A 16,046-nucleotide genomic window follows, 5' to 3' on the forward strand; every position below is an offset into this window, starting at 1 on the left:
TCTCAACCTATTTTTGCCCCGCGTACCAAGCTGTTACTCATGCTCATAAGGGCTGAATGCCTTGGCTATGGCGAAGTCGTCACTTTCAAGGACGATGCTGGGCTCGTTCATCTCAACCCAGCCGCAGAATGGCGGCGACATCTCATATCCCAAAAGCTGTTGAACCCGCTTGGGATATTGTTTCACCATGTCTCGCGGCACAACCAGATACTGATTCTCCTCCTGACGATGATAGCCTTGGGTGAAGGATAGTGCGATCGCCAAGCGGCACTCGTTCGAAATATTCGCGCCCCCTCCATGATAGACGCTGCCCACATACATAAGACCCGATCCGCGCTTCATTTCAGCAGGAACCGCTTCATGGGGCTGAGGCCGCCGGTCCATGTCCCATTTATGGCTGCCCGGGATCACCATCGTTGCGCCGTTGCTTGCGGTGAAGTCCGTTCCTGCAAGAAGCGTCTGGAGGAGCACATGGGGACCGGGATGGCGGACGTGGTACATTCCATCGTCACGGTGCAGGTCCTGTGCAGCCTGGCCCGGACTGATCTCGATTGCTTGCGTCACCGATACCTGAACCGTGGGCCGTACCATGGTCTGCCGTTCGCCTGCCATCATCGGGAACTCGACGCAAAGAAGTCTCTCAGCCGTGCCTAGAAACAACGGATGGAGAACAAATTCCGTCATATGCCGTGATTTGGCAAATAACGCGGACGTGCGCCGGGTTCGATTGCCCGAGAAGCCAGCCTCTCCGAACGGTGAACGCTTTATCCATGGCTCCAGGTCGCCGACTAGCTGATCCATCACACCCGGTGTGATCATGCCCTCAATGATGACGGCACCATCCCGGTCAATGATTTCACATACAGCGTCAACCGAGGTGTCATTCGAGACAGAAGCTATTGTAGCCATGACTATACCTTATCAACGTAAACGAAGGCGAGGACGGGAAAAATGGAGCGGCAATTTCTGCAATTCATGCACTTGATCACGGACGTCACAGAACAGCGGCGGGATCGAAACGATCTATCATGCGCTCTGTGTCGGTCGAACGACTCGCGCCACATTCACCCGACGCTGTCTGGAGCCTGATCCGATCAAACTGGATCGGATCAGGCTCTAAAGTCTTTCGATTCCTACATTTTCCGATCCAGCAGGTGATGCCATCTGCTTCGAAAATGCTCTAGCTGCGCACTCCTATATGCGGACGACTATGGTCCTGATATAAGCTCCCCGGCTCCCGCTGTCGAAGCTTAGTGCCGGGGAAGCGCAAAGTCGGCAGAACTTCATTTCACCGATCGTATGGCAAGTCCATTTGCTTTGCAGAAGGCGTTCTTCGAGATGAGCTTGCCGTCGCGAAAATCCAGGATATCCAGCCCGTCGACGCAAGATTGCTGGCCGTCTGCGGCCGTCATCATCATCGTCCAGGCGACAAGGGCGCGGTCGCTTGGTTCGTCCAGCATCGTCGAGGAAACCGTATACTGGACGCTTCCAAGAGTGCCGTCGAAGATGGACTTGAGTGATGCGCCGATGGCATCGACACCCTTATGCTCGATGCCGTTGGGATCCATGTACACGCAGTCTGGAGACAGAAGACCGAGCATTTTGTCGTAATCGCCGTCATTGAATGTGCTCATAAAAGCGGTAGTGTGTGCATTTAGGTCAGACATGGTCGCTCCTTTGACGTGTTGCGTGCGGAAAGATGACGGCCGCCTATGCTGGCCTTTGTAATCGGCTGGGTCAGAGGGCTCGCTCGTCCTGGCTGAGTCAGGCCTATCAAGTCGCGGAAAGCCTGTGGTGAAACGTGCGCCCATCGTTTGAAGGCGTTCCTGAAGTTGCTCACTTCGGTGTAGCCCGCCCGATCAGCCACGTCGCCAATCGTCAGTTGTGGATCGGAAAGGCATTGCTTGGCGAATGCGAATCGGACTTCCGCGATAATTTGTGCGTAAGACGTCTCTAGACAATGGAGTCGTCGGCGCAGGGTTCTTGCTGACAATCCCAAATCCCGCGCAATATCGGCTTCGGCCGCATCGAAGCGTGGGCCATTCAGAATCGCCTGCTTCAATCTGCGGATTAAAAAGGCGTCCGAAGAATGGCCCTCGTCGGAAAGCAACTGAAATAGGCCTGGCATTGCAGCGGTTATGGGCTCTTCAGCAGCACCACCGTTCTCCTGGCAATGATGATGAGTGGGCGCGTGACGCGGCGTACACCGAGGGCGCGCGTGCTTTGAATTGGCAAAGGAGTGGGAGGACTTATCCCCTGAACTCCTCCAGGTATCACGCGAGATGCACGAAGCACGCGTAACGCTCGAGCCTTCGATACCTGCGGCGCTCACCAGATGCCGCCGATTCAAACTTTCGGACTGTTTCTGGACGTTTGTTATTTGCGGTGGCATCCAGTGCATTCCTCTCGTATCTTCGCTGGCGCGCCTTGTTCGGCCGCGCGACGAAAATCTTTCAATCTCGTTATAAACTGGATCCGGTCGGCGGTTCGCAACCAAACAGACAGGACCCACGGGCAGCCTGCAATCGCACATCGGCCAGACATGCTGCGCGCAAGGTAACTTCCCGATATTTCCACAATCAATTATACAGAAAAAGAAATCAAGTGAGAATGTGCATGGGCAGTGGCCGCCGTCGCAGGCGCAGCGTCCCATCGGTCATGTGTTTGACACCTGACTAAATTAGGACCGGCTCCGATATGCATAAGCCAAGCTGGATCCCATGGATATTCGACCTTGTATTTATCCAACGGACGAATTAATGTTGCCACAGCAGCAAAGGAGAGGGCAATTGAGGGCCTACCGTATAGGGCAGATCGTGCCGAGTTCGAATGTTACGATGGAGACTGAAATACCGGCGCTCCTCCGTGCCCGCGAGACCATCTCGCCCGAGCGCTTTACCTTCCATTCGGCCCGCATGCGCATGAAGCACGTGACCAAGGAAGAGCTGTCCAAAATGGACGGCGCCAGCGACACGTGCGCCATCGAGTTATCTGACGCGGCCGTCGACGTGATGGGTTATGCATGTCTGGTGGCTATCATGTCGATGGGCAAGGGTTACCATCGTGAGTCCCAGGCCCGCCTGCATCAGGCAACAATCGATAATGGCCATCCGGCCCCCGTCGTATCGTCAGCTGGCGCGCTCGTGGATGGGATCAAGGCGATTGGCGCGAAGCGAGTGGCGATTGTGGCGCCATATATGAAGCCGCTAACCGAGCTTGTTGTCGACTATATTCGTGCCGAAGGCATCGATGTCGTCGAATGGCGCGCTCTTGAGATTTCGGATAATTTGGCAGTCGCCGCTCACGACCCCGCCCGGCTTCCGGGCATCGTCGCGTCGATGGAGCATTTGGCCGAGGTCGATGCTGTAATTTTGTCTGCATGCGTGCAGATGCCGTCGCTGCCCGCCGTCTCGATCGTTGAGGCGCAGGTCGGCAAGCCGGTGTTGACCGCAGCCATCTCCACAACCTGGGCGATGTTGCGAGCCCTTGACCTCGACACGCGCGTGCCCGGTGGCGGGACGCTTTTATCAGGGGCATTCTAACAATGGACGGCAGTCCTTTCGGATACAACGTTCATGCGAACGGCATCCGGCACCATCTTGTGCGCCATGGCGCGCCTGGGCGGCGTCAGATGCTTCTCGTGCCTGGCATCACGTCGCCAGCGGTCACGTGGGATTTCGTTGCCGCTCGCCTGGCCGAGACGTACGAGGTTCATGTGCTCGACGTTCGGGGCCGCGGATTAAGTCAAGCTGGCGACCTTGATTATTCCCTGGATGCAATGGCGGATGATGTCGTCGCGCTGACGGGTGTTCTTGATCTCGATCGTCCGGTGATTCTTGGTCATTCCATGGGCGCCCGCACCGCGATCCGCGCCGCCCGGAAAGCGCCCGGGATTTTTGCCGGGCTGATCTTGGCCGATCCGCCCGTAAGCGGGCCGGGCCGTCGCCCCTATCCCTCGGCATGGCCATGGTATGAGGATTCGATCTTGCTGGCGCAGCGCGGCTGCTCGGCGGAAGAAATGAAGGCATTCTGCCCGACCTGGACTCAGGATCAGCGCGCGCTGCGTGCTGAATGGCTCCACACGTGCGAACTGCGTGCGATCGACGCGGCCTATAAAGGCTTTCATACGGATGACGTTCATGCCGACCTGCCGCACCTTGACCTGCCGATACGGCTCGTCGTGGCCGGTGGCTCGCCGGTCATCGAAACGGCAGATATTGAAGAAATTCGGACACTGGCGCCCGGCATCGAGGTCGTGACCGTCGAAGGCGCAGGGCACATGATACCGTGGGATGATCTGGACGGTTTCCTCGGCGCAGTCGCAGGTTTTCAAGCCGACATCAAGGAGGCCACCGCAAATGGATCGCGCTAGTTTCGCGGAGATATGCCTCCACCAGCTGAAAATGTCCTGTGTTCGCGCCGACGAGCGGCTGGTCGTGCTGACTCAGGGTGACGAGCGACTAGATTATGCCGACGCGTTTCTCGCTGCGGGCCGGGCGCTCAAGGCGAATATCTACCACATGCGGCTGCCGGCGCCTGCACCGATGGGCAATTGGGCGGTAGGGCAGACGCCGCTTTCGCGGATGCCTGAAGCCGTGGAGGCATTGAAGAATGCCGATATGGTGATCGACTGCGTCTTCCTGCTGTTCTCGCCCGAGCAGATGGCGATCCAGGCCGCGGGTGCTCGCGTCCTTACGGTTGTGGAGCCGCCGGAGTTGCTCGCGCGGATGCTGCCTTCCAGGGAGTTGCGTGAGAAAGTGGAGGTCGCAGGCGAGTTGCTGTGTCGCGCGAAATCGATGCACATCACGTCGCCTTATGGGACGGACGTCACGTATAAGCTTGGCACCTATCCCACTGTCACCGAATATGCCTGCACCGACACGCCGGGCCGATGGGATCACTGGCCATCCGGCTTCGTCTTTACAGGCGGCGACGACGACGGCGTGGACGGGCAGATCGTCATCGCGCCGGGCGACATATTGCTGCCGCAGAATATTTATGTGCGCGAGCCTATAACATACACGATCGAGAAGGGCGTCGTCACCTCGATCCGGGGCGGCTTGGAAGCTGATCTGGTCAAGTCGTACATGGCGGACTTTAATGATCCGCGCGGCTTTGCGCTGAGCCACATCGGCTGGGGAATGAATCCTGACGCCAAGTGGCACCGGATGACGCCCGGCGAATTCCCCGGCGGAATGGGCATGGAGATGCGTAGCTTTCTTGGCAACGTGCTGTTCTCAACCGGTCCAAATAACGAGCTTGGCGGCATGAACGACACGGACTGCCATCTCGATATACCGCTGCGCGGTTGCTCGCTGTTTTTGGATGGAGAACCGGTGTTGCTGGACGGAGCAGTCGTAGCGAAGGACCTGACGGCTTGCGAAGGGGGTAAGGTGTTCGATGTCGCAGGATGAAGTCTATGAAAAGGCGGGGTTCGGAGGCAGCGTGCCCCGCGGCACTCGGCCGGCGGTCGTGGTGGTCGATTTTACCTATGGCTTCACCGACACTGTTTACCCGACGGCGGCGGATATGCATGCGCAAATCGCGCGAACCCGTGCCATCACCGATCTGGCCCGAAGCCGTGGTTTTCCCGTTATCTACACGACTATCGCCTACCAGCCCTGGGAGGTCGAGACGTTGGCCTGGCTGCGTAAGGCCACCGGAATGAGAGCGCTTCTCGCGGGGAGCAGGCTCGTTGAGATCGATGCGGCGACCGGGATCTCCGATGGCGATCCGATCGTGGAGAAGCATGGCGCATCAGCATTCCATGGCACGAACCTGGCGGCCATGCTCACCGGGGCGGGTGTCGATACCATAGTGGTAACGGGCGCGACTACGTCCGGTTGTGTCCGGGCGACCGTCGTGGATGCAGTGCAGTCTGGCTTCAACGTTCTGGTGCCGCGCGACTGCTGTGCTGATCGCGCGAACGCGCCACATGAAGCCAGCCTTTATGACATCGATCAGAAATATGGCGACGTCACCGACGCCGCGGACGTGACCGATTGGATCGCGAAGCTTTGAATAACGCAGGTGCATGCGCATCAGAAAACAACTGGAGGGAACCGCAATGGCTCAACATGTAATCGTCGTTGGAGCCGGGCCCATTGGCCTGCTAACCGCTTTCGGACTCGCGAAGGAAGGCACGCGTGTCACGATTATCGAGGCGGAGGAGCAGTTCAACGATAAGCCGCGTGCGCTGGTCTATCACTATCCCGTTCTGCCCCATCTCGACCGGCTTGGACTGTTGCAGGACTGTGAAGCGGAGGGTTTCCTGCGCCAGACCTTCGGCTGGCGTATCCACAGCACGGGCGAACTTATTGAGTGGAAATGGACGCCTGAGGGGATGGGGGGGAATGCGCTTCATCTGCACCAAGGGTTGTTGTCCAAGATCATTGCACGGCATGTCTCGGCGCAGCCGAATGTGGAGATATTGCTGCGAACTAAGCTGACCGGGTGCTGCCAAACTGCGGGCGGCGTGATCGCGGAGGTCGAGGGACCCAATGGATCGGCAGTGCTGGAAGGCGACTATCTCATAGGGGCGGATGGCGCGAACAGCACGGTACGCCAGAATGTACTGGGGCTCCAGTTTCTGGGGACAACCTGGCCCGAGCGCTATGTGGCGACGAACACGAGAATCAACCTGTCGGCGCTGAACTATCCTGAGTCCGTCATGCAGCTCGATCAGAAGCACGGCTCCATTATCTGCAAGATCGAGCAGCCAGACGTCTGGCGGGTAACCTTTGTCGAAGACCCCGAGCTACCTTTCGAGGGGCTGGAAGAGCGCATCCACACGATGTTCGCTGATCACCTGCCCGACCTGCCCTATGAGGTGCTCGCCTACTCGCCCTACCGCATGCACCAGCGCATAGCCGATCGGATGCGTGTGGGGCGGATCCTGCTTGTCGGTGACGCTGGCCATATCACCAACCCCACAGGCGGGCTTGGCCTGACTGGCGGCATGTTCGATGCTTTCGCCCTGATCGGCGCTTTGAACCGGGTCATCCATGACGGGGCAGGGGAGGAAATACTCGAATTTTACGAGCGCGATCGTCGTCGGGTGTTCGCCGAGGTTACGTCGCCCCGCGCGTCGTTCAATCTGCGCAACCTCTATCACCTGAAGGAAGGACAGGAGAAGGAGGACCGCATAGCTTTCCTCCGCGCCGTGGCCGCAGATCCGCGGCTAGTTGAGCGGGAAATGAGCTTCACGACGCAGATGGAAACGCATTTCTGAGCAACATGCGCACCTTTGAAATGGCAGACTTTGGCGGTGTCTTCCTGACATCGCCGCCTGTTGATGCCGGGGACGCGGTGTGGCCCGGCATCAACGCCTATGTCCAGTGGTTCATTCCTGTAAATCCCCGTCCGGTTTCTATCCTCTTCGTCCATGGTGGCGGCGGACAGGGCGCTGACTTCGTCAGGACACCGGACGGTCGGCGCGGATGGGTGCATCGGTTCCTGCAGGCGGGCTATGCAACATATGTCCTAGATCGGCCGGGGCATGGAAGGTCAGCCTGGAACGAAAACGTGCTTGGCCCGGCAACGCCCACGGCAGACTACGGAATGCTATACCCCCGGTTCGTGGAGCCGGCGAAGCACGACTTATGGCAAGGTGCCTCCAAGCATAACCGCTGGCCCTCCGATCCGTTGGCCGGTGACCGGTTCATGGCAAGCCAAGGACCGATGGCCACTTCGTTAGGTGCGAGCCAGCGTCACGTTGAGGCTATCGCCGAACAACTGCTCGATCTGACCGGCCCGACCGTGGTAGTGAGCCACTCGATGGGGGGGCCATGCGGATGGGCTCTGAGTGCCGTTGGCGGGCAGCGGGTCGCGGCCGTACTGGCGGCGGAACCTCTGGGGTACTCGGGCATGGTGCATCCGCTTGGAACCTTCAATAACGGTCTCGCGCCGGAGGCATATCAAGGACTTCACGACCCGTTCGCGAAGCCGGTCGCCATTGTTACAGGCGAAGCCACGTGGATGAGAGAAGCCAATAGGCGCGCAGCGGAGTACGTACGAGCACGGACTCCAGTGTTTGAACACATCGCCTTGGAAGAACATGGCATAACTGGAAATGGTCATATGCTAATGGCCGAGTCCAATAGCGACGAAATCGCCGATCTGATGATTCGATGGTTGGATGCGAATGTTTCGTGTGGGCTGGCTCAAGCTAGAGCTTGATCCGATCAGACTGGATCGGCTCAAGCTGTATTTGTTTTTTGTTTTCCGCATTTTCCCAGCCAACAGATGATGCTATCTACTTCGAAAATGCTCCAGATGTGATCAGTATCTCTGCACTGACATAAATCGGAGCGTAGTCGCCGCGAGGGTGTGATCTGCATCCGTGCGAAATTCGCGATGCGCCCCCGCGGCGGTTTGATCGGAAGAAGCATCGTAACCGACTATTCGCGGCCATCGACGGTTGAATAGGGATAATGCCATCACTGCATGTCGCGCTTTTGGATAAGCAAAAGCGGGGGTTGTCTGGCAGTGAGGAGGCTGCCCCGAACCGGCGCTACTGATGGCCGATCCTATCTAAAGGTTGCCTGATGGTTTGCCAGGCAACGCGTCTGAGCCGTCCTGTTTTCTAAATGACAACACATGATCGCTGAGCGGAAGCGAGCGAATCCTCGGCCCACCAGCATCATAAATTGCGTTCAGCATCGCAGTCATCACAATAGGGACGGCGTCCTCTCCAACGCCGGCAGGATGATCGTCGCTCTCGACAAGTTCGACCACGATGTTTCTACAGGCAGTGGCAAGCCGAGCGACGTTGTGATCCTGGAAATTGCGCTGGACCACACGACCGTCCTTGAGTGTGATTTTGCCGTAAAGCGCCGTAGTGATTGCCCAGAAGATGCTTCCTTCGACTTGGCCGCGGACTACTTCGGGATTGAGGATGCGGCCGCAGTTCATCACCACATATACGTGATCGACTCTAAGCCCGCCTTTGCCGTCAAGCGTAACCTCCACAACCGATGAGGCAGTGCCAGTGTGGTAGGTATCCCAATAGCTGAAGTCGCTGACCGAAACGCCTTTGCCGCGGCCCTGCGAGAGAGGCGTTTCCCAATCGGCGATTTGGCAGACCCGCTTCAACACGGCGCGCATGTGCCGGATGCGTCGAATGGCGACGTCGCGGCCTTTCAGGTCAGTGGGCACCGAACCCTCGTCCAGCAGGTCCATGTAAAGGTCGACCGGATCACGTCCAGCGGCGACCGCCAGTTCGTCCTGAAATCCCTGGTTCATCCAGACATGCTGTGTGAACGCCACGCCGCGCATCCAGCCGAACGGCTGAGGCGTCTTGACGCGAGCATACTCGATCCTAAGGTTCGGCACATAGTGCGGTAGGCGAGCCGGTCCATAGCTTTGATCGGGCGCTGTGCCACTAATCACGCGATTGAACCACGCGATCACATTCCCCTTCTCATCAAGCCCCGCCTTGAAGCGTGAGATGGTAATCGGTGGCGGATAACCGCGCGCCATCATCTCTTCGCGGGTCCATATCATCTTGATGGGCTTGCCAGGAATGGCCTTCGCGATCTGGACCGCCTGCGATACATATTCGTTCTGGCAACGCCGTCCGAAGCCCCCCCCGACATATGGCAGATTAAACTGTACCCGTTCAGGCGGCAGCCCGGCTGTAACCGCGGCGAGTCGATGCGCTTCCTGGGCGAACTGCGTGGACGCCCAAACCTGGAGTCCGTCCGAATTCAGCCATGCGGTGCAGTTGATCGGCTCAAGCGGCATCGCGTCCATGAAGGGGTAGGAATAATCCGCCTCGATAACGCGGTGAGCACGGCCGATCGACCCTGCGAAATCTCCGGCTTCCCGGACTACCGGCTGCGGCCGCCCAGCCCGGCTGACCAGGTTCGCCATGATGGACTCACTGCTGGTGTGAGCAAATTCCCCATCATCCCACTCGATCGGAAGCGCCAGAAGCGCCTTCCTTGCCCTCCAGAAGCTGTCCGCGACGACGGCAACGGCATCGTCCATCCCGTAATCTTCTCCGCCGTCGGCAAGCGGACCGTTGAGGCCGCAAGGTCCTGCCGCGATCCGGACGACCCCGACAACGCCCGGCATCTTGGCAATCGCTTGTTCGTCGAACGAGACAAGCTTGCCGCCATAGACAGGGGATTGTTGCACGACCGCATACAACATGCCCGGCAAATCGACATCGATGCCATATTCCAGCTTCCCGGTCGTCTTGGGAACCAGATCGAGGCGCTTGATCGGCTTTCCGATCAGCCGGTAGTCAGCAGGGTCCTTAAGTTTGACCCGCGAAGGGTGCGGCGGCGCAATATGGGAGGCGGCGGACGCGACCTCCGCGTAGCTTTGCCGTCCCCCGCCGGGCAATATGATGCTGCTCTCCTCGGTTCTCAAATCCGCTACGTCGAACCCCGAGCGCCTGGCGGCAGCGGTCAAAAGCATTTGTCTGATCTGAGCGCCTGCCATTCTCATGGGATTGAAGAGACGGTCAGCTGACCAACTGCTCTCCGTGCATGTATATACATACACATTGTTGCGCTTGAGGTTCGTCAATGGATCGAAGAATTCGGGCCGGATCGATGACCATTTCAGATCGAGCTCTTCCGCAAGAACCTGCGAGAGGGTTGTGACCACACCCTGTCCAATGTCGCTCTGTGGAATGCGGATGCGAACCGTGTTGTCGGGCATCATTACAACCCAAGAGAATAGCTCGACCGAATCGGAAGGCTTAGGATCGGCGACCCGGCAACCAGTCATGGTGACGGGAAAAACCACACCTGCCGAAACGGCGGCGATCGACTTCAGCAAGGAACGGCGGTCAGTATTCATGGCTTCTTCACGTGCGCCCGTTCGCGGCCGCGTGGATCGCGGCGCGTATGCGATCATAGGTCCCGCACCGGCAGATGTTCGTGATCTCGCGATCGATGTCTTCATCCGTAGGGAAAAGTTTCTTCCCGAGAAGTGCGGTGGCTGCCATTATCATGCCGGACTGGCAATATCCGCACTGTGGAACACGAATATCCTGCCAAGCTTTCTGTACAAACTGGTCGCCATTGGCCGAAAGCCCCTCAATCGTGGTTACTTCGAGCCCGACCGCGGCCGTCGCAGCCAAGGAGCAAGATCGGGCAGTCTGGCCGTCCACTATGACCGTGCAGGCGCCGCACTGGCCGATGCCACAGCCATATTTCGTACCTTTGAGCTTCAACGTGTCACGGAGCACCCAGAGTAGTGGCGTATCATCGTCGACCTCGGCGGGCATGGTCGACCCATTAATCTTCAGCTCAATCCTCATCATTATACTGCCCATCTGGCATACACTGCCGACCGCGGTAAATTGGCAATCCTTTTGAGCACGCGGAGGCCGGGGCGTCAATATAATTATCCACACGCTGAATTGGTGCAGCCCGCCTGACGCAAGCAGGGCCTACACCATTCAGGAGATCCGCACCGCAATGCCGTAGGAGTGCTTTGGGTCGGTTGTCCGCGCGCCTCGCCCGCCGGAATTTTCTTGTGAAATGGAGGGCTCCATCTGCCTTGTCGCACGTTGATGATATGTCTAGCGACAGGAGGTCAGGCGCATGATCATTCGAGCTTTGAAGCCCTGTTCACTCCTCGTCGGCGCGCTTCTCCTTGCGATTTCCGCCCCAACTGCGTTTGGCAACGGTCCCCCATCTTCGTCCCCTATCGAGGCCCGGAAGCTTTTAGCCAAGGTGGACGCAGATCAGGACAGGCGAATATCGTTGGCGGAATGGCGCATGCAGAGCCTGCCGAAAGCCAACTTCAAAAAGCTGGACCGTAACCGGAACGGCTTCATCACTTTCCGGGAACTGGCTGCTTTCCCGCCGTCGACCCTTGATGCAACGCGCGACGGAAAGCTTTCCGCCCGTGAGTTGAAGTTTGGCAAAGCCGCGGCCCGAATAGGAGCTGCACCAGCTTCCAAGTAATATTAAGGCCGCGTTCGAAAATGGATTCTTCTGACCGACTTTGGTGAAGGACGAAAATATCCATTGAGAGGCGTTCATTGGAAGAGTGATCATCCATCTTTGTAGCATTGCCACTTTTTTGGCGGGCGCTTCGACAAAGTCGAAAATCGATCGTTCAGCGTCGTCGAACACAAAATCGCTACCGGCCGCGATGCTCGGTAAATACGCGAAAAAATGGGGCGATGCTTGCCCCCTGCATGGCGAGGAGTTGCAGATATCGTGAATTTGGTTTAATAATATCGCCACAATATCGATCCATTCGCAACTGTCGGCAATGGGGGCGGCAATGATTGTGTTGTGCGCGACGAGGCTTATCTCGTATTGTTCGTGGTCTTGTCTGGAAAGTCGGCCTGGGAAACGTCTGTTTCACAATCTTCGGCCGTTATTGCTTGTCCCCTTGTGAAGCTGGTGGCGCCTGCGCAACCCAGACCCGAGTCCGATTTGGTCGAATTTTTCATTGTCGAGGATAAGATGAGCGGCTGCGCTTCGTCGCCGCAGAAATTTCGCTCCCATGGCCGATAATTTATTCGGCTGTTGATTTTCGAAAGAGCTGTGAAATTGGTGTTGTGAGTGTTCCATATAACCGTGGATTACATGCTATCTATTTGAATATAAAAAGATAATCGTCGGGAAGGGGTCGGCTGATCCATTTGCTGCGAGGCGCGTGTCCTGCCCAGCTCTAATGGGCGTTGACAATGCGATTAATTATGCGACAACGTAATTACTGCATGTTGCTCGGTCGACTCCGCTTAGGCGGAATTTCGTTCGGCGCGAGGAGAAGCAGTGGCGGTTCGCAGGTGCTGAGGGGGCACCTTGGCCGACGCGAACGGGAAGTGCCTTCGGCGAAATGCACTCTCGCTCTGCAGAGGACGTATAATGAAAGGGAGAAGTATATGATTGCTCGCATCACCCGCGGTTCTGCTCATACCGCACTGGCGATTTCGCTTGCTTCGCTGCCGCTGGCAGTCTCTGCTACTGCTTATGCCAAGGATCAGGTCCAGCCTGAACCGAGCGCTGCTTCCGCAAGGGGCAATGGCGATATCGTTGTTACGGCGATGCGGCGCGAACAGCGCCTTCAAGACGTTCCAGTCGCCATTTCTGCCTTTGGCGGGGAGGCGCTTGAGAAGCGTCAGGCGGTGCAGATCTCCGATCTCATTCAGCTGTCTCCCAATTCGCAGGTCAACTATCCATTCGGTGAAGGTGGCCCGCCCAACTTCGTCATCCGCGGCATTTCCTCGACCGACTATTCCGCTAACCAGAGCAAGCCGATCGCGATCTACATCGACGAAGGCATCCGCGGCCTGTCGACATTCGAAACCATGCCTCTTTTCGATGTCGAGCGCGTCGAGGTATTGCGTGGCCCGCAGGGCACGCTCTACGGCAAGAATGCGACCGGCGGTGCTGTCAATATCGTCACGAAAAAACCGGGCTTTTCCACCGAAGGATATGTGACGGGCAGCTACGGCAACTTCAATCGTGTTCGACTGCAAGGGGCTTTGCAGGTCCCCTTGATCGACAATGTGCTGTCGATGCGCGTTGCAGCGCTCTATGTGCACGATACAGGTGTTCTCAAGAATGTTACGCCTGGCCTTGGCGACCTCGACCAGACGGATGTTTTTGCCTTCCGCGGCGCGCTTCAGTTTGAACCTTCGGACAGATTCGAGGCGACGCTCCGTTTCAACCACATGAGAAGCGGCGGCCGCAATTACGCGCCGTTTGCGGGCAACATCAACTTCAACGATCCCCAAATCATCTTTCCCGGTAACAATCTGTCCAACCTTCCGGGGTCTAACCGCGATGGTCTGGGTTTCTTCGAAACTGCCGTCAATCGCGCGCCCGAGCGTGATATCCGCAGCGACGGGCTCAACCTGATCATGAATTGGGAAGCATCCGACAACCTGAAGCTCACCTCCGTGACGACCTATGACTGGGGCAGGTGGGTTGATACCGGAGATGATGACGGTCTCGTCATCGAGGCGGATGATCCGATCGTCACCTTCGGCAAGAACATGAAGCAGTTCGTCCAGGACCTGCGGCTAGCCACCTCCTTTGATGGCCCCCTAAACGTCCAGGCCGGCCTCCTCTATACTTATGACTCGGTAAATGCAGGCTTCAACTATTCGCTCCTGACGGATCCGGGTTGCGGTGCCGTATGTAGCTTCGGCTTCACGCCCACTGGAACCGGCTTTATCCAGTCGAACAGCTTCAACCAGAAGCGCAACAGCTATGCCGGTTATTTTCGTGCTGACTATGAGGTAACCGACACGCTTTCCGCATATGGGGGTGTCCGTTTCAGCCGGGATAAGGTCGCTGTCTCTAATTTCAACGCATTCCTCGGTGACAATGTAGATCCCGTAGCCATTCAATCGATCAGCAATTATTCTGATCGCCGCACCTTCAACAATACGAGTTTCGAGGTTGGCGTAAATTGGAAGCCTACGCAAAATATCCTGCTTTACGCTTCAATGCGCGAAGGGTATCGCAGCGGCGCCGTGAACGCGCAGGCCTTCAGCGATCCCTCCGAAATCACGTTCGCGCCGCCTGAAACTGCGCGGACTTATGAGGCCGGGTTTAAGTCCACGCTTCTCGACCGTGCGCTGACCATCAACGGTACTGTGTTCCAGACCGATTACGCAAATCAGCAAGTTGTCGTGACCGAGGCGGGCGGGCTATTTCCGCTCCGTTCGATCAGCGCCGCGCGCGTTCGCGGGTTCGAAGCTGATATTACCGCGCGGCCGATCGATCGGGTGACGCTTGGCGTCGGCGTCGGCGTGTTGGATCCAAAATACCGGAACAATGCGACAGTTACGGGTACGAGCGGCATCGACGTCTCAGGAAATCAGATATCCAATGCCGCAAAGTTCAGTCTCAACCTCAGCGGCGATTTCGTGCTCGCCGAAATCAACGACGCTACCGTCGACCTCAGTCTCGACGGTGCATATACTTCGCGTGTCTATTATGACATCGCTCAGACCCGAACGCTGTCTCAACCAGGCTACTGGGTAGCCAACGGTCGCATTGCTTATAACGCCAAGCGTTTTGCAGTGGGTGCAGGCGTAAAGAACATCTTCAACGAGAAGTATTTTACCTACGGCTTGGGTTTGCGGTTTGCAGGATTGGATTACCTGATCCGTGGTACACCGCGGACCTACAGTGCGGATGTCACTTTCCGCTTCTGATTTTCAAAAGATGCCAGTTTAACTTTTTTGTACTTCTTTCTCGCTGACGAACAATCAGCGAGAAAGAAGTCTTTTATTTAGTATAATCAAACTCCATTTCGCTGAAGTCGTTATAAATTGTTCAAGGTTTAGACATAGATTTTGGACTATCATAAAGGATTTTTATACGGCCGCTTTGCAGGATAATAACCTAAAACAGAAGTTGGGGATGCGCGATGTTTTGGTTACCAAAGCGACAGGAACGACCGGGCGTTATGTAGTCGAATGCCTCGCGGAGCGCGGGGCAACGGTCAAGGCCTCATCAAGAAACCCTTCATCGGTCACGCAGAGCAACGTCGTACCGATATTGTTTGATTGGGAGAACCGATCGACTTGGGATGTTGCATTGGACGTAACCGTCCGGCCTGACCCGCTTGCTCAAGTTGCCCGGTGTGCTCAGGACGTCCTTTAGGTCGTGCAATAGGACGTACTTTAGGACAGCCATGACGCAGGTAACGGTGCTGACGGGCGCTCGACGCCGCCGGGATTGGTCGGATGAGGAACGCCTTGAGATTTTGCACGAGGCGTTCTCGCCCGGTGCATGTGTGGCCGATGTCGCACGCCGGCGCGACGTTTCGCGAGGCTTGATCTACTTGTGGCGCCGGACAGCCTTGCGCCAAGTCCAGGAGGCATTCGTTCCGGCGGTGATTGAGGATGACCCAGGTTCCGTCGGCAGCGCATCGGCGGCGAAGCCTGAAGCCGCGATCGTGTTGGAGCTGACCGACGGCCGGCGCTTGTGAGTAGCCCCTAGTTTTCTAGACGCCTTGCGCTTTCAAAATCTGCTGTCGTTCGAACTCAACGGGGGACAGCATTCCGTTCCTGACCTGCTTGCGCACCGGGTTGTAGAACATCTCAAGGTAAT

The 16,046-nt window shown here is 57.3% G+C and carries 14 protein-coding genes; 9 read left to right on the forward strand and 5 right to left on the reverse strand.

Features of this window, described 5'->3' with window-relative positions; translation table 11 throughout:
- Nucleotides 1–33: 33 nt before the first annotated feature.
- The 3 genes from EH199_RS19125 to EH199_RS24485 all read right to left on the reverse strand — a co-directional run bounded on the left by EH199_RS19125 (nt 34) and on the right by EH199_RS24485 (nt 2,110).
- Nucleotides 34–909 (reverse strand): phytanoyl-CoA dioxygenase family protein, encoded by an 876-nt coding sequence (locus tag EH199_RS19125; protein ID WP_017181806.1) that lies wholly within the window; start codon nt 907–909, stop codon nt 34–36.
- Between the two features lie 374 nt (nt 910–1,283).
- Nucleotides 1,284–1,667, reverse strand: coding sequence for a nuclear transport factor 2 family protein (locus tag EH199_RS19130; protein WP_190287356.1), 384 nt, complete (start codon nt 1,665–1,667; stop codon nt 1,284–1,286).
- A complete protein-coding gene (locus EH199_RS24485) occupies nt 1,655–2,110 on the reverse strand; it encodes a helix-turn-helix transcriptional regulator (RefSeq protein ID WP_165418744.1) in 456 nt (151 codons plus the stop codon). The genes EH199_RS19130 and EH199_RS24485 overlap by 13 nt, the downstream gene beginning before the upstream one ends.
- 727 nt (nt 2,111–2,837) lie before the next feature.
- Here EH199_RS24485 and ndpH point away from each other — a divergent pair.
- From ndpH to EH199_RS19165, 6 genes are read left to right on the forward strand one after another with little or no spacing between them, the layout of a single operon-like run.
- Nucleotides 2,838–3,542: a maleate isomerase gene (ndpH, locus tag EH199_RS19140; RefSeq protein WP_017181804.1), complete on the forward strand. Its 705-nt coding sequence runs from the start codon at nt 2,838–2,840 to the stop codon at nt 3,540–3,542.
- A gap of 2 nt (nt 3,543–3,544) precedes the next feature.
- Entirely contained in the window at nt 3,545–4,372 is an 828-nt protein-coding gene (gene ndpF, locus EH199_RS19145; protein WP_066861594.1) for an N-formylmaleamate deformylase, read from the forward strand.
- Nucleotides 4,359–5,414 (forward strand): 2,5-dihydroxypyridine 5,6-dioxygenase, encoded by a 1,056-nt coding sequence (ndpE, locus tag EH199_RS19150; RefSeq protein WP_017184746.1) that lies wholly within the window; start codon nt 4,359–4,361, stop codon nt 5,412–5,414. The genes ndpF and ndpE overlap by 14 nt, the downstream gene beginning before the upstream one ends.
- Nucleotides 5,401–6,021, forward strand: a complete 621-nt coding sequence (gene ndpG / locus EH199_RS19155; protein ID WP_017183769.1) for a maleamate amidohydrolase — start codon at nt 5,401–5,403, stop codon at nt 6,019–6,021. Before ndpE ends, ndpG begins: the two co-directional genes overlap by 14 nt.
- Nucleotides 6,022–6,067: 46 nt before the next feature.
- Complete coding sequence (gene ndpD, locus EH199_RS19160; protein WP_025547122.1) at nt 6,068–7,231, forward strand: 6-hydroxy-3-succinoylpyridine 3-monooxygenase NdpD; 1,164 nt, start codon at nt 6,068–6,070, stop codon at nt 7,229–7,231.
- A 5-nt stretch (nt 7,232–7,236) separates the two neighbouring features.
- Nucleotides 7,237–8,178, forward strand: a complete 942-nt coding sequence (locus tag EH199_RS19165; protein WP_017183767.1) for an alpha/beta fold hydrolase — start codon at nt 7,237–7,239, stop codon at nt 8,176–8,178.
- A 354-nt stretch (nt 8,179–8,532) separates the two neighbouring features.
- Here EH199_RS19165 and EH199_RS19170 read toward each other — a convergent pair whose 3' ends face one another.
- Both EH199_RS19170 and EH199_RS19175 read right to left on the reverse strand, forming a co-directional pair.
- On the reverse strand, nt 8,533–10,779 hold the full coding sequence (locus tag EH199_RS19170; protein WP_100215233.1) for a nicotine dehydrogenase subunit L: 2,247 nt from the start codon (nt 10,777–10,779) through the stop codon (nt 8,533–8,535).
- Between the two features lie 40 nt (nt 10,780–10,819).
- The gene (locus EH199_RS19175; RefSeq protein WP_017183765.1) at nt 10,820–11,278 is read right to left on the reverse strand and encodes a nicotine dehydrogenase subunit S; all 459 of its coding nucleotides are present in this window, start codon (nt 11,276–11,278) and stop codon (nt 10,820–10,822) included.
- 283 nt (nt 11,279–11,561) lie between these two features.
- Between EH199_RS19175 and EH199_RS19180 the strand changes: the two genes are divergently transcribed.
- The 3 genes from EH199_RS19180 to EH199_RS19195 all read left to right on the forward strand — a co-directional run bounded on the left by EH199_RS19180 (nt 11,562) and on the right by EH199_RS19195 (nt 15,924).
- Nucleotides 11,562–11,927, forward strand: coding sequence for a hypothetical protein (locus tag EH199_RS19180; RefSeq protein ID WP_017183764.1), 366 nt, complete (start codon nt 11,562–11,564; stop codon nt 11,925–11,927).
- Between the two features lie 932 nt (nt 11,928–12,859).
- Nucleotides 12,860–15,145, forward strand: a complete 2,286-nt coding sequence (locus tag EH199_RS19185; RefSeq protein ID WP_017183763.1) for a TonB-dependent receptor — start codon at nt 12,860–12,862, stop codon at nt 15,143–15,145.
- Nucleotides 15,146–15,627: 482 nt separating this feature from the next.
- Nucleotides 15,628–15,924 carry a transposase gene (locus EH199_RS19195; RefSeq protein WP_124810774.1) on the forward strand — a complete coding sequence of 99 codons (297 nt, stop codon included), beginning with the start codon at nt 15,628–15,630 and terminating at the stop codon, nt 15,922–15,924.
- Nucleotides 15,925–16,046 lie beyond the last annotated feature (122 nt).

The organism is Novosphingobium sp. LASN5T (genome assembly GCF_003856955.1).
Taxonomy (GTDB): Bacteria; Pseudomonadota; Alphaproteobacteria; order Sphingomonadales; family Sphingomonadaceae; genus Novosphingobium.